Source organism: Pseudotabrizicola algicola (genome assembly GCF_010915705.1).
Classification (GTDB): Bacteria; Pseudomonadota; Alphaproteobacteria; order Rhodobacterales; family Rhodobacteraceae; genus Pseudotabrizicola; species Pseudotabrizicola algicola.
This window is the reverse complement of record NZ_JAAIKE010000004.1, coordinates 160,320-173,904: the sequence shown is the minus strand read 5'-3', so window position 1 is coordinate 173,904 and position 13,585 is coordinate 160,320. Positions and strand designations below refer to the sequence as shown.

General features: G+C 66.9%; 11 protein-coding genes. 8 read left to right on the top strand and 3 right to left on the bottom strand.

Features of this window, described 5'->3' with window-relative positions; genetic code table 11:
- Positions 1-162: 162 nt before the first annotated feature.
- Entirely contained in the window at positions 163-2,058 is a 1,896-nt protein-coding gene (locus G3572_RS22125; RefSeq protein ID WP_164612897.1) for an ATP-binding protein, read from the bottom strand.
- 391 nt (positions 2,059-2,449) lie between these two features.
- Here G3572_RS22125 and G3572_RS13875 point away from each other — a divergent pair, with 391 nt between their 5' ends.
- The 3 genes from G3572_RS13875 to G3572_RS13865 all read left to right on the top strand — a co-directional run bounded on the left by G3572_RS13875 (position 2,450) and on the right by G3572_RS13865 (position 6,525).
- Complete coding sequence (locus G3572_RS13875) at positions 2,450-2,782, top strand: Hpt domain-containing protein (protein ID WP_240335553.1); 333 nt, start codon at positions 2,450-2,452, stop codon at positions 2,780-2,782.
- A 279-nt stretch (positions 2,783-3,061) separates the two neighbouring features.
- The gene (locus G3572_RS13870) at positions 3,062-4,534 is read left to right on the top strand and encodes a sensor histidine kinase (RefSeq protein WP_164612896.1); all 1,473 of its coding nucleotides are present in this window, start codon (positions 3,062-3,064) and stop codon (positions 4,532-4,534) included.
- 128 nt (positions 4,535-4,662) lie between these two features.
- Positions 4,663-6,525 carry a heavy metal translocating P-type ATPase gene (locus G3572_RS13865; RefSeq protein ID WP_164612895.1) on the top strand — a complete coding sequence of 621 codons (1,863 nt, stop codon included), beginning with the start codon at positions 4,663-4,665 and terminating at the stop codon, positions 6,523-6,525.
- An 18-nt stretch (positions 6,526-6,543) separates the two neighbouring features.
- Here G3572_RS13865 and G3572_RS13860 read toward each other — a convergent pair whose 3' ends face one another.
- Positions 6,544-7,527 (bottom strand): LacI family DNA-binding transcriptional regulator, encoded by a 984-nt coding sequence (locus tag G3572_RS13860; protein WP_164612894.1) that lies wholly within the window; start codon positions 7,525-7,527, stop codon positions 6,544-6,546.
- 145 nt (positions 7,528-7,672) lie between these two features.
- Here G3572_RS13860 and G3572_RS13855 point away from each other — a divergent pair, with 145 nt between their 5' ends.
- The 5 genes from G3572_RS13855 (at position 7,673) to G3572_RS13835 (ending at position 12,410) form a co-directional block, all read left to right on the top strand.
- Positions 7,673-8,692, top strand: a complete 1,020-nt coding sequence (locus G3572_RS13855) for an ABC transporter ATP-binding protein (protein WP_164612893.1) — start codon at positions 7,673-7,675, stop codon at positions 8,690-8,692.
- Positions 8,693-8,717: 25 nt separating this feature from the next.
- Positions 8,718-9,848 (top strand): extracellular solute-binding protein, encoded by a 1,131-nt coding sequence (locus G3572_RS13850; protein ID WP_164612892.1) that lies wholly within the window; start codon positions 8,718-8,720, stop codon positions 9,846-9,848.
- Positions 9,849-9,920: 72 nt separating this feature from the next.
- Complete coding sequence (locus tag G3572_RS13845) at positions 9,921-10,787, top strand: ABC transporter permease (RefSeq protein WP_205518726.1); 867 nt, start codon at positions 9,921-9,923, stop codon at positions 10,785-10,787.
- A 1-nt stretch (position 10,788) separates the two neighbouring features.
- Positions 10,789-11,613 (top strand): ABC transporter permease, encoded by an 825-nt coding sequence (locus G3572_RS13840; RefSeq protein ID WP_164612891.1) that lies wholly within the window; start codon positions 10,789-10,791, stop codon positions 11,611-11,613.
- A gap of 5 nt (positions 11,614-11,618) precedes the next feature.
- Complete coding sequence (locus G3572_RS13835; protein WP_164612889.1) at positions 11,619-12,410, top strand: metallophosphoesterase; 792 nt, start codon at positions 11,619-11,621, stop codon at positions 12,408-12,410.
- A gap of 10 nt (positions 12,411-12,420) precedes the next feature.
- On the opposite strand, the gene G3572_RS13830 is transcribed toward G3572_RS13835, so the two are convergent.
- Positions 12,421-13,458 carry a LacI family DNA-binding transcriptional regulator gene (locus G3572_RS13830; protein WP_164612887.1) on the bottom strand — a complete coding sequence of 346 codons (1,038 nt, stop codon included), beginning with the start codon at positions 13,456-13,458 and terminating at the stop codon, positions 12,421-12,423.
- Between the last annotated feature and the right edge of the window lie 127 nt (positions 13,459-13,585).

The following is a 13,585-nucleotide window of genomic DNA, read 5'->3' as shown; positions in this document are numbered from 1 at the left end:
CTCGCCGCGCCCATATAGGAGGGGTGACGGGAACTTGCCATGACCCTTGCGGGCCTTGGGCGGGTTTGGGCGGCGTGCGGGCGTGCCATGAGCAATTTTCCGCCCGTGCTGTCCGGTCAGCGCGGCATGGCGCGGCGATCAGCCGTGCAGGGGGCGCTGCGCCTAATGCGGGCCGTTGCCGCGCGGCAACGGCGGCTCCTGCCCTGCGGCCGCCTCGGGGATGACCGCTGCCTCGGCACCGGCCCCGGTTCCGGCGCTGGCCTTCTGACCTTCGCGCAGGATGGCGCGCAGCGCGTCCAGCCGGATCGGTTTTGACAGATGGGTGTCAAACCCCGAGGCAAGATAGAGCGTCAGGTCATCGGGCATGGCATTGGCGGTGGCTGCCACCGCAAAGGCAGGCGGGCGCAACCGGTCTTTTTCTAGCTGGCGGAGGCGTTGCAGGGTTTCGATGCCCGACAGCCCCGGCATGGAAATGTCGAGCAGGTAAAGATCGAAGCCCTGCTGCTCGGCCATGGCGATGGCGGCGTGGCCATCTTCGGCGGTCAGCGGTTCCACCCCCATCTGGCGCAGCATGGCGCAGAGCATCAGAAGGTTGCTCTTGCTGTCATCGGCGCACAGCACGTTCAGCGCCGCGAAATCGGCGCTGGGGGCGGGGGGGGCGTGGATGTGCAGGTGCTGCACGAAATCGGCCCGCCGCAGCGGCAGCGTCACCTCGAAGCGGCTGCCTTGGCCGATTTGGCTTTGCACCTCGATCCGGCCGCCCATCACCTTGACCAGTTTGTGCACGATCGTCATGCCAAGGCCGGTGCCGCCAAAGCGGCGGGTGATGCCTTCGTCGGCTTGGCTGAATTCGTCAAACATCGTGGCGATCTGCTCTGCCGTCATGCCGATGCCGCTGTCCTCGACCACCAGCACCAGCTGCTCGGCCCCGCTGACCGACACCCGCACGCCGCCGCTTTCGGTGAACTTCACCGCATTGCCGACGATGTTCTGCAGGATCTGGTTCACGCGGTGGGCATCGCCCAGCCAGAAGCCGCTGGCCTCGGCCCCGATCGCAAGCTCCAGTGCGAGTCCCTTGTCGCGGCAGCGCAGTTCCTGGCTGATCTTGATCTGCCGCAGCAGCGTGTCGATTTCAAAGGGCCGCTCCTCGAGCGTGACCGCGTTGGCCTGAAGCTTGGAGACGTCGAGGATATCATTGACGATATGCATCAGCAGATCGCCCGAGGTCTGGATGTGCCCCACAAGATCACGCGCTTCGGGCTGTTTGACCATGCCGTGCAGCACATCGGCCAGCCCGATCACCGAATTGAGCGGCGTGCGGATCTCGTGGCTCATATGCGCCAGAAACCTCGCGCGGGCTTCGGCAAGGTCCTGTGCGCGCTGCCGCTCGGCGGTCAGCGATCGGTTCAGCCACGCCGCGCGCAGGGCGATCAGGCCAAAGCACCATTGCAGCGCGGAGAAGGCCAGCGCAAAGGCGATCAGCGCGGTCGCCGTCAGGATGACCGGGATCGAGGCATCAAAAGCCAGCAGCACCAGCCGGACGAAATAGCCGATCGACAGCACGAAGAACGGAAAGCTGATGAGCAGCCGCAATTCGCGGTCATAGCTGCGCGACAGGTGCAGGATGACCAGCCCCATGCTGAGCGTCATCAGGCCATTGGCGATGCCCGTGCTGACAAACAGGATCGCGGCGCCCGATCCGGTGAGCGTCAGCCAGAGTTGCCCGCCAAGGATGAAGGCGCCGATCGCGGCGAGGAGGCGATAGGGCGGGCGCGCCTTGAGCGCGGTGTGCATCGCGATGAAGCCGAACACGATCCCCGAGAGCGTTGCGACCACGATCACGCTTGCGCTGAGTTTGAAGGGCAGTGACCAGTGAAACAGCAGCGTGACGCAGGAAACCAGCAATCCCAGATTGGCCGCGCACAGCCAGTCATTCGCGGCCCGCAGGTCTGCATCGATCAGGCGGCTGCGCCGTTCGAGCAAGACAAGCGCCAAGGCAACGACAACCATGATCGCGGCAATGGTGACGACGACTCTGATGTCAACGTTGGCGATCACCCGGTGCCCCTCGACAAGCCAAGAAAATATATGTCACAGTTTAACTGAAATCAGGCGCACAGCGTTACTGCCAATCGTGATTGCCTGTCAAACACCGCTTTCTCTGCCCGCATCAAAGCGGGCGCTGCCCATGCGCCGCTGAACGCCCGGCGTTGCACCCTCCGATGCCGGAAGGTTTGCTGCAAAAGCGGTTTGGATCAAGTGGCATTTCCGCGCGATTGCTCGCAGGCCGCGCCGCCATGCACGGCGGGCGGCATTGCCGCGCCGCGCCAGCCGTGCCATCAAGCGACTGGCCCCGTGCTTTCACCGGTGTTCCGGCCCGTATCGCCGGAAACAAGACAGGGCGGGCGGATGTCGGCACACCGGCGACGCCGCGTGAAAGAAAGAAGGAATGGCGATGATAGACTGGCAGCGTGTGCGCGACCTGAGACAGGAAATCGGGGCCGAGGTCTTTGATCAGGTGGTGCCGCTGTTCCTGACCGAAGCGGATGAGGCCGTGGCGCGCTTGCGTGTGGCGCGGACCGCGCCCGAGTTGCGCGACGCGCTGCATGCGCTCAAGGGCAATGCGCTCAATCTCGGGTTCACCGATCTGGCGCGGCAGTGCCAGACGCTGGAGACGCGGGCCGAGGCGGGCGAGACCGATCTGCCGCTGGCAGAAATCTACGTCACCTTGCACCGGTCGCGCGCGCTGTTTCTGGTCAACCTGCCGGACCTGAGCGACTGAGCCACGGCCTCGGGGGGGCGGCGCGGCCGGTCTGCGGCCTATTCCCGTGCAGACATTGACATGGACCGCATTTGCAACAGGTTGCAAGTTCAAGTGTCGCAGGACTATTGCACAGCTTCGCATCGGTGGTAGTGCGGAGTGTGTAAATGGTGTGTCGCGGCCCTGGGGCGCGCGTTTTTCCGGAGTGTCCATCAAGATCGTCTTGCACAGGTCAATCAACAGGCAGGGTCACACGAGATGAGTTCAGACTCTGTTCCTTTGGTTCCGAAGGCGGGCTTCATGGCCGATGGCGCTGATCTGGTCGAAGGGCTGCGCCTTGGCAAGGTCGGGGTCTGGCGCTGGAAGATCGACACCAACCTGCTGAGCTGGACCGCCAATCTCGAAGAGATTCACGCGCTTGCCGCCGGATCGTTTGACGGCACCCTGGCCAGTTTCCAGAACGATCTGCACCCCGAGGATGCGGCGGGCGTCTGGCAGCAGATCATCGCCTGCATCGATCAGGGCGCGCCTTACCGCACGGTTTACCGCACCATTCCGCGTCCGGGCCTGCCCGATCTGTGGATCGAGGCGGCGGGCGGCGTCAGCGTCGCGCCCGATGGCACCGCCTATCTGACGGGGGTGTGCACCGATGTGACCGCGCGTGTCGAGACAGAGCAACGTCTGGCGCGGCGGCAGGCGCAGCAAAGCGCGGTGGCGGCGTTCGGGTCATTCGCGCTGGCCGAGCCCGAGTTCCAGAAGATCATGGACCGCGCGGTGCACATCGCCGCCGATGTCTTGCAGGTGCCGCTGACCAAGATTTTGCAATTCGCCGACTCTGCCGATCATCTGGTGCTTGTTTCGGGTCTCGGCTGGCAAGAGGGGCTGGTGGGAAGCGGCAAGGTCGGCATCGAGCGCGAGTCGCAGGCGGGGTTCACGCTCTTGGCGCAGGCCCCTGTCATCGTGGCGGACCTGCTGAGCGAAACGCGCTTTGACGGCCCGCAATTGCTGCATGACCACGGCGTGCGCAGCGGCATTTCGGTCATCATACCAGGCTCTGGTTTTCGCCCCTTCGGCGTGTTTGGCATCCATTCGCGCGACGTGCGCCGTTTTGAGGCTGCCGATGCCGAATTCCTGCTGTCGCTGGCCAACATCGTGGCGGCAGCGGCGCGGCAGGTCGAGGCCGCGCGCCAGCAGGCCCTGCTGGTGCGCGAGATGGCGCATCGGGCGGGCAACATGCTGCAACTTGTCAACAGCATCGCGGGCCAGACCTTCAGCGCCGCAAGCGATCCCAAGCTGGCGCGCAATTCCTTCAGCGCGCGGCTGAGTGCGCTGGCGCGGTCCAATTACATCGTCTCGCGCAGCGGGTGGGGGGCGACGCGCTTTGCCGAGGTGGTGACAGAGACGCTCAAACCCTTTGGCGAGCGGATCACGGCGACGGGCCGCGACATTCTGCTGCATCCCGACCTGTGCTTTGACATGGGGCTGGTGCTGCATGAACTGGCGAGCAATTCGCTCAAGTTCGGGGCGCTGGGGCGGACCTTGGGCAGCGTGAACATTCACTGGACCTATCGCGTCGAGGCCGATGGCGCGCGCATTTTCAGCTTCGAATGGTCCGACCCGGAGTCGACCGCCGCGCCGGACGCCTCGGCCACGGGGTTCGGATCAAAACTGGTGCGCGCGCTGATCGAGCAGAAATGGCACGGCACCATCACCAAGGAAACGCAGACGGGCTTCCGCCTGCGGTTTGACATCCCCTATCCGGAACGCGGCTAGAGGCGCGCAGGGCGGCGTTTGTGCCGCTTGATCGAGATCATGGCCGCGCGGGGCAGGGGATGACACCCCCTTGGAGGCGCGCGGAGGGGGGCGGATGCGCCCGCCACCCCGCGCGGGAGGAAGTGCCGATGACCAGGAACACCCTGTCCCCCCTGCCGCTGGCGCTGCTTGGCTTTGCGCTGGCGGGTCTGACAGGCGGGGGCGTTTTGTGGCTGTCGGGACAGCCGGGACAGGCCGGTCTGGTCTGGACAGCCGGTGTGCTGCCGGTTCTGCTGGCGCTTGGCGTCGAGATCCTGCGCAGCCTGCGGCGGGGCGAGGTGGGGCTGGATATCGTCGCGGCCCTGTCGATGACGGCGGCGCTGATCTTTGGCGAGACGCTGGCCGCCGCTGTCGTGGCGCTGATGTATTCGGGCGGCACGTTTCTGGAGAGTTTCGCCCAGAGCCGCGCGCAGCGGGCGATGACGCAGCTCTTGTCGCGTGTGCCGCGCAGGGCCACGCGGCGGCAGGGCACGCTGCTCGAGGAGATTGCGCTGGCCGAGGTGCGCCCCGATGACCTGCTCTTGATCCGGCAGGGCGATGTGGCCCCTGTGGATGGCACCTTGGCGGCGGGGGTGGCGGTGCTGGACCAGTCGGCGCTGACCGGTGAATCGCTGCCCGTGCGGCTGGCGCGCGGGCAGGCGGTGATGAGCGGCGCGACCAATCTGGGCGAGGCCTTCGAGATGGTGGCAACCCGCACCGCCGAGGATAGCACCTATGCCGGGATCGTGCGGCTGGTCGAGCAGGCGCAAGCCTCGAAGGCACCGATGGTGCGGCTGGCCGACCGCTGGTCACTGGTGTTTCTGGCGGTGACCTTGGCGCTGGCGGGCGGGGCATGGGCGCTGACGGGTGATCCGATCCGCGCGGTGGCGGTGCTGGTGGTGGCGACGCCCTGCCCGCTGATCCTTGCGGTGCCGGTGGCGCTGGTGGGCGGATTGTCACGCGCGGCCCGCTTTGGTGTGCTCATCAAGGGGGCGCAGCCGCTGGAGGCGATGGCGGGGGCGAAGCGGCTGATCCTCGACAAGACCGGCACCCTGACCGACGGGCGCCCGCAGATCCTGTCGGTCGCGGCGCAGGACGGCTTTGGCCCCGAGGAGGTGCTGGCGCTGGCGGCGGCGCTGGATCAGGCCTCGCGCCATCCGGTTGCGCAGGCCCTGGTGGCGGCTGCGACGGCGGGGGGGCTTGCTCTGCCGATCCCCGAGGCCGTGGCCGAGGTGCCGGGCGAGGGGGTGCGCGGCAGCGTCGCCGGCCGCCCCGTGGTGGTGGGCGGGCTTGGCTTTGTCGCGGTGCAGACCGGCAGCGCGGTCGCCGCGCCTGCCGCTGCCCCGCCCGGTGCGGCGCTGGTGGCGGTGGCGGTCGCGGGGCGGCTGGCGGGGGTGATCGTGCTGGCTGATGGCCTGCGCGCCGGGGTGCCGGACCTGCTGGCGGCGCTGCGTGCGCGGGGGATTGGCCGCATCACGCTGGCGACGGGGGACCGCCGGACGGTGGCAGAGACGGTGGCGCAGGGCGTCGGCCTTGATGCGATCTGTGCCGACCTCTCGCCGCAAGACAAGGCGCGGCTGGTGCAGGAAGAGCGCAGCGGTGGGCCGGTGATCATGGTGGGTGACGGGGTAAACGACGCGCCGGCGCTGGCCGCCGCCGATGTGGGCGTCGCGATGGGCGCACGGGGGGCCGCCGCCTCGGCCGAAGCGGCGGATGTGGTGCTTCTGGTCGACCGTCTGGACGGGCTGCTGTCGGGCATCGAGATTGCCCAGGGCGCGCGGCGCATCGCGCTGCAAAGCGTGATGGCGGGCATCGGCCTGTCGGTGCTGGGGATGATCGCGGCGGCCTTCGGCTATCTGACGCCGGTGCAGGGGGCGGTGCTGCAAGAGGGCATCGACGTGGCGGTGATCCTGAACGCCTTGCGCGCGCTGCGCATCAGCCCCAGCCGCGCGCCGGAGCCGAAGCGGGGCTGAGCGGGCGGCGCGCGAAGGTCAGAGGCTTTGACGCAGGCGCAGCGCGGGCGGCAGGCGGATGGTGGCGACGGGCCCCTTTTCGCCCCCGATCCGGCGGGTAAGCAGGTCGAGCGCGGCGCTGACGGTTTCGGCCACCGGATTTGCCACGGTGGTCAGGCAGAACGGCTCCCACGCGGCGGCGGGGATATCGTCAAAGCCGCAGATGCCGACATCTTGCGGCACCCGCAGGCCAAGGCGGCGGGCGGCGGCGATGGCCCCGATCGCCATGGCGTCATTGCCGCAGACGATGGCATCGGGCCGTTCGGGCGCGGTCAAGAGGGCAAGCGCCTGCACCAGACCGCTGTCGGTGCTGTAATCGCCGCGCCGCGTTTCGCTGAGCGCGAGGCCATGCGCCGCAAGCGCCGCCGTAAGCCCGTCAAGCCGCTCCACATTCGAGAAGGTATCGGCCCGCCCGCCGATCCAGGCGATGCGGCGGCGGCCTGCCGCCACCAGCCGCTCGGCAATCATCGCCATGCCCGCCCGGTTGTCGCAGCAGACCGAATCGGCGCCGCCCCCGTCCAGCACGCGGCCCACCACCACGATGGGCGCGCCATTGGCGGTGCAGCGTTCGGCCAGTTTCTGGCTGACCGATCCGGCGGCGATCACCGCGCCATCGACCTGATAGGCCAGCGCATGGTCGAGCGCCGGTTCGATCTCTTGCCCCGGGCTGACCGGCACCAGCAGCGGCCAGAGCCCACGGGCGCGGATGCCCTGCGACAGATGATCGAGAAACCAGCTTTCATAAGGGCTTGAGAGCGACCCGACCACCACCGCGATCAGCCCCGTGGCCCCGCCCGTCAGGCTGCGCGCCATCAGGTTGGGCCGGTAGCCCAGATCATCGGCGACCGCGAGTATATGGGCGCGTTTGTCGGGCTGGATGCTCGCCCCTGCGGTAAAGGCCCGCGATACCGCCGAGCGTGAAACCCCGGCCCGTGCCGCCACATCATCCGCCGTCACCCGCATGCCGACCCCCTTGGCCGAAAATGAACACGATTTCACTTTAGACACATGCTTGTTACATATCAAGATTATTCAGCCTTGACACACAGGCAGAAAGTCGCAAACCATGATTGCACACGCTTTCAAAACCGCGTCGAGGGAGGACGATATGGGAGTCGAGGCGCTGGAGCTGCAGGGGCTGTCCATCCGTTTGGGCGGTGCGCAGATCTTGCATGATGTCAGCTTGAGCGTGCCTGCGGGCAGCTTTACCTGCCTGCTGGGGCCATCGGGCTGTGGCAAGACCACGCTGTTGCGATCCATCGCCGGATTTGCGCCGCCCGCTTCGGGGGATATCCGCCTCGGGGCGCGGTCGATTGCCGGTCTGCCGCCCGAAAAGCGCGGCACGGCGATGGTGTTCCAGTCCTACGCGCTGTGGCCGCATATGACGGTGGCGGGCAACCTGACCTATCCGCTCAAGCTGCGCGGGATCGCGCGGGCCGAGCGGGAGGAGCGCGCCGAGCAGATGCTGGAGCTGCTGGGTCTGCCCGGCTATGGCGCGCGCAAGGTGGGCAGCCTGTCGGGCGGCCAGCGGCAGCGCATCGCGCTGGGCCGCGCACTGATCATCGATCCGCCGATCCTCTTGCTGGACGAGCCGCTGTCGAACCTCGATGCCGCGATCCGCCGCAACCTGCGCGGCGAGTTGCGCCGGTTGCAGCAGCGGCTGGGGATCACCACCATCATGGTGACCCATGATCAGGAAGAGGCGCTGGCGATGGCCGATACCATCGTGCTGATGCGCGCAGGGCAGGTGGTGCAGGTCGCCTCTCCGCAAGACCTTTACGCCAGACCCGCCGATCTGGACGCCGGACGGTTTCTGGGCGTCGACAATGTGGTTGCCGCGCGCCCCGATGATCCGGTGGCGGCGGCGACGCTGGGGTTTCGCAGCATGGATGCCCGCATCCGTGACACGGCCTTGGAGGAGGCCAAAGGAAATGCCCTCGTCCGGCATGGCACGGTTCTGGACTGTGCCTATACGGGCGGGGGGTATCACCTTCAGCTTGAAAGCGGAGCCGAGGTGATTTCGGCGGTGTCGGGCGTGCCAGTCGCGCCGGGCTCGCAGGTGTGTGTCGCTGTGCCGACCGCATCGCTCATGGCGTTCGGCACAGATCAGCGATTGCTGCCGAACTGATCCCACTCACAGCGGAGACTTGCCAATGAAACGGTCCCTTCTTCTCGGCGCGGCCTTCAGTGCCGTGTTCAGCCTGCCCCTTGCCGCCCAGACCCTGAACGTGGTGACAGCGGGCGACACCAATATGGTGGATTACATCAACGATTACCTCGGCCCCCTGTTCGAGGAACAGAACCCCGGCGTGACGGTGCGCGCACTCGGCACCGGCCCCGGCGATGGCGGCAGTCAGGCGCTCTATGAAAAGCTGGCCGCGCAGCGAGGTAATGACGTCTGGGATGTCGATGTCGGCGTCGTGCATCAGCGCATGGCGGGGCAGATGGTGACCGAGGGCCTGCTGCAATCCTACCGCGACAAGGCGGCCACCGCACCGCTCGTCACCGCCGCCAGCGCCGAGAACGCGCTGGGCGTGGATGTGGGCGGCTATGTGATGCCGATGTTCCAGAGCCAGATCGCCATCGCCTACAATCCGGCGCTGGTCAGCACCCCGCCGCAAAGCTATGCGGAACTGGTGGAGTGGGCGCAGGCCAACCCCGGCCAGTTCGGCTATAACGGCATCACCGGCGGCATGGCGGGCGTGGGCTTTGTCTTTGGCTGGATGTATGCCTTCTCTGACATGGCCGAGACGCTGCAAAGCGGCCCCTTCGATGCCGCAGCCACCGAAGGCTGGGGTCCGGCGCTGGAAAGCCTCAAGCAATTCAACGCGGTGGCCACCATCACGCCCGGCAATGCCGGCACGCTGGATGCGCTGAACCGGGGCGAGATCGCGATGGGTCCGGTCTGGATGGACATGTTCTACACCTGGGTTGCCGATGGCCGCCTGAACCCCGACCTTAAGCTGCTGATCCCCTCTCCGGGCATGCCGGGCCAGCCGATGTATTACGTGGTGCCGGAAAAGGCGGCGCAGGCCGATCTTGCGGTGAAGTTCATCGAACTGGCCACCTCGCCCGAGGTGCAGGCCGAAGGCATCGTGCGGCGCTTCAACTGGCTGCCGGGGATTGATGCCAACGCCGTCAAGGAGAACCTGACTGCCGAGGAATGGGGCGCGCTGTTCACCGATGTCTCGCCCGAGGTGCTGGCCGAGCGCGGGCTGTCGATGCCGCAGGCTGATTACTTCCGCGCGATCCTCGAATCCTACGAACGGCAGGTTGCCAACTGACCTGTTGCCGGGGCGCGGTCTGGCCGTCGCCCCGGCGCTTTCCCCTTTGCCGTCCATGAAAGCCCTTGCCTGATGACCATTGCTGACCCCTCTGCGCGCGACTGGCGCGGGATGTTGCCCGGCCTGATGCTGATTGCCCCCGCGCTGCTGGCGATTGCGCTGCTGTATGTGGTGCCGCTCGCGCGCTCGGTGGTCTTTGCCTTTGTCGATGCAGAGGGCGGTTTTACCACGGCGCATCTGCGCACCGCGATAGAACTTTATGGCCGCGACGTGATCTTCACCGTGATGGTGGCACTGGCGTCGCTGGCGCTGATCTCTGTCACCTCGATCGCGATTGCCGGATATCTGACGCTGGGGGCGACGCCATGGGCGGTCACCGCGCTGCGCTGGCTCTATCGCTGGCCGTTGTTCATTCCCTTCATCGTGGCGGGGCAGACCGCGCGCAGCTTTCTGGCGCGCAACGGGCTGATGAACAGCCTTCTGATCGATTCCGGCCTGATGGACCCTGCACTGGCCCAGAGCCTGCTCGACTGGCGCGGGCTGGTGCTGACCTTCGCGTGGAAGCAGGTGCCTTTCGTCACCCTGCTTCTGGCGGGGGCGATGGCCTCGGTCGACCGCTCCACCATAGAGGCCGCGCGCAACATGGGGGCAGGGCGCCTGCGCTGCCTGATCGAGATTGTGCTGCCGCAGGTGCGCGGCACGCTCTTGGTGGGGCTGATCCTGTCTCTGGTCACCATCATGTCGGTCTTGTCGGTGCCGATGATGGTGATTGCCGGAAACCCGACCATGATGACCTCGATGATGGCCCACCGCGTCACCTATTACGGCGATTATGCGGTCGCCAATGCCTTGGGCCTGTTTTCCTATCTGATCACGGCGGTGGCGGCCTATGTCTATCTGCGCATGACGCTGACCCAGCACAACGAAGGGGGGCGCTGACATGGCCTTTGCATCCTTGGCCCGGCGCGGGGCGGCCAACCTTCTGCCCGCCGTGATGATCGGCCTTTGCGCCTTTGTGGTCTTCGGCCCGCTGACCAACCTCTTCCTCTGGGCCTTTGCCGAAAAATGGTTCTTTCCGGCGCGCTACCCGACCGAGTTCGGCTTTGACTTCTGGCACCGGGTGTTCCGCCCGCGCGCAGGGGCCTGGACCTCGCTGTTCAATTCGGTCTGGATCGCGCTGGCCACGGTGGCGCTGTCGATGGCGCTGGCGGTGCCGGCGGGCTATGCGCTGGCGCGGCTGAAGCTGCCGGCGCGGGCGGCGATCATGCTGATCTTCCTGTTGCCGCAGGCCTTTCCCAGCCTGCCGATCTTTGTCAACATCGCCCAGATGTTTTATGGCCTCGGCCTGAACGGCACCTACACCGGCGTGGTTCTGGTCCATTCGCTGCCCGGTCTGGTCTATGCGGTCTGGATCGCCACCGCCGCCTTCTCTGCCGTCGACCGCACGATGGAGGAAGCGGCGCGCAACCTTGGCGCGGCCCCCTTGCGCACCTTCCGGGACATCACGCTGCCGCAGGCCTTTCCCGGACTGGTCGCGGCCTCAATCTTCGTCTTTCTCGACAGCATCGACGAGTTTACCGGCACCTTCTTTGTCGGCACGCCCGATATCACGACGCTGCCGATCCTGATGTTCAACGCCTCGATGGGCGGGAACTACCAGATCGCCGCGATCACCGCGCTGATCCTGCTGATCCCGTCCATCGGGTTCATGCTGGTGATCGAGCGGTTCCTCAAGGCCGACGTTCTGTCGCGGATCGGAAGGTAAGCGCCATGCTGATTGCCCATCTTTCCGATCTGCACATCAGCGCGGGTGCGCCCGAAACCGCTCCGGTGCGGCGCGATGCGCCCGATATGGCGCGGCGTGTCATCGCCGATCTGCTCGCCCTGCCGCAGCGCCCCGATGCGGTGGTCATCACCGGCGATGTGGCCGATGGCGGGTCCGTGGCCGATTATGCGCTGGTGCGCGAGATCCTTGCCCCGCTGCCGATGCCGGTCTTCGTGGTGCCGGGCAACCATGACAAGCGCGGCCCGATGCGGGCGGCCTTTGGCGGCACAATCCCCTTTGCCGCGCCTGACACCCTGCATTTCGAGGCGCAGCTTGCGGGGCTGCGCCTCATCGGGCTCGACAGTCTGGTGCCGGGCCGGGTCGAGGGCGCGCTGGACGGCACCCAGCTTGACTGGCTGGAGCAGCGTCTGGCCAGCACCGCCGACCCTGTTTTCCTGCTGCTGCACCACCCGCCCTTTCCCACCGGAAACGCGCATTGGGATGCAAGCGCCCTGCGCGCCGGAGCGGGGCGGCTGGGCCGGATCCTGCGCGCCCGCACCGCGCCGCTGCGCCTTTTGTGCGGCCACGTGCATCAGGCGTTCCACAGCCAATGGGCAGGCCATTATGCCGCTGTCGGGGGCAGTCCGGCCTTTCAATACGGGTTCGGCTTTGACGGTGACACAGAGCCGCCGCTGATCGACGCCCCCTATGCCTATTGGCTGCACCATTGCCGCGCCGATGGCAGTTTTGCCGTGCATCCGCGCCAGATGAACCTGCCGCCGCGCGCCGATCTGTAACGGCGCGCCCCTAGCGACGGGTGCCGCGCACCGAGCGGCGCCAGATCAACTCGGCCGGAAAGGCAATGGGCTCACGCTGGGTGCCGGGCGGGGGCGGTTCGTCAAGCAGGGAGATGATCCGCGCGGCGATCTGGTCGATGGGCTGACGGAACGTGGTCAGATCGAACGAGGACCATCCGGCCTGTTCGATATCGTCAAAGCCGATCACGCACAGATCATCGGGAATCGACAGGCCGAATTCGCTGCGTGCGGCATCCATGAAACCGCAGGCCAGCAGGTCGGTCACGCAGAACACCCCGTCTGGCCGCTGCGGCCGGGCCAGCATCTGCCGGCCGAGCGCGCGCCCCGAGGCGTAAGTGGTGGGGCCGAAATGCGCGACCTGCACCGTCGTTCCGGCCTCGGCGGCAGCGGCGACAAAGGCTTCTTCGCGCGCGACCACGCTGGCGGTTCCCACCTCGGACGCCACCAGTGCAATCTGGCGGCACCCCGCCGCCTGCAGGTGCAGGAACGCCTCGCGCGCGGCGGCGCGGTTCGTCACCATCAGCCTGTCCGGCCCCGGCACCGCATCATCGCGGTTGAGCATGATGACATGCTGGCCATTGGTCAGGCAGGTCTGGATCAGCGATCCCGGCGGCTGGCCCGACAGCACGACGGTGGCATCGGCCCGGTATTCCAGCGTCTGGCGCAAGGCCTTTTCCACGCTTTGCGTCTGCCCCGACGTGTTGATCACCATCGCCACCTTGCCCGCCCGCTGCAGACGGCTGGTCAGCGCATGGATCAGCCCCGCCTGATAGGGGGTGTTGAGGTCCGTCGCCACCAGCGAGACGATGTTGGAGCGGTCTTGGATCAGCCCGCGCGCCAGATGGTTCACATGATAGCCAAGCGCCTCTGCCGCCTCGATCACCCGCTTTCGCGTTGCCGCCGAAACGCTGGCGCCTTCGGTGAAGGTGCGCGACACCGCCGAGCGCGAGACGCCCGCCCGTTCCGCCACCTGCAGCGCGCTGACGTAAGAGCGTTGCCGGTGCTTGCCGCCTGCGGTTTCGCTCATCGTGTCACGCAAGGGTTGGTCACGGCGCACCTTTCGGTTTACTGGTCCGGCCCCTGTCTAATCGCCATGACGGGCGGGACGGCTGGGCGGGCCTTGAGCTGTCATAGCGGCCATCGGCCCCCGGTTC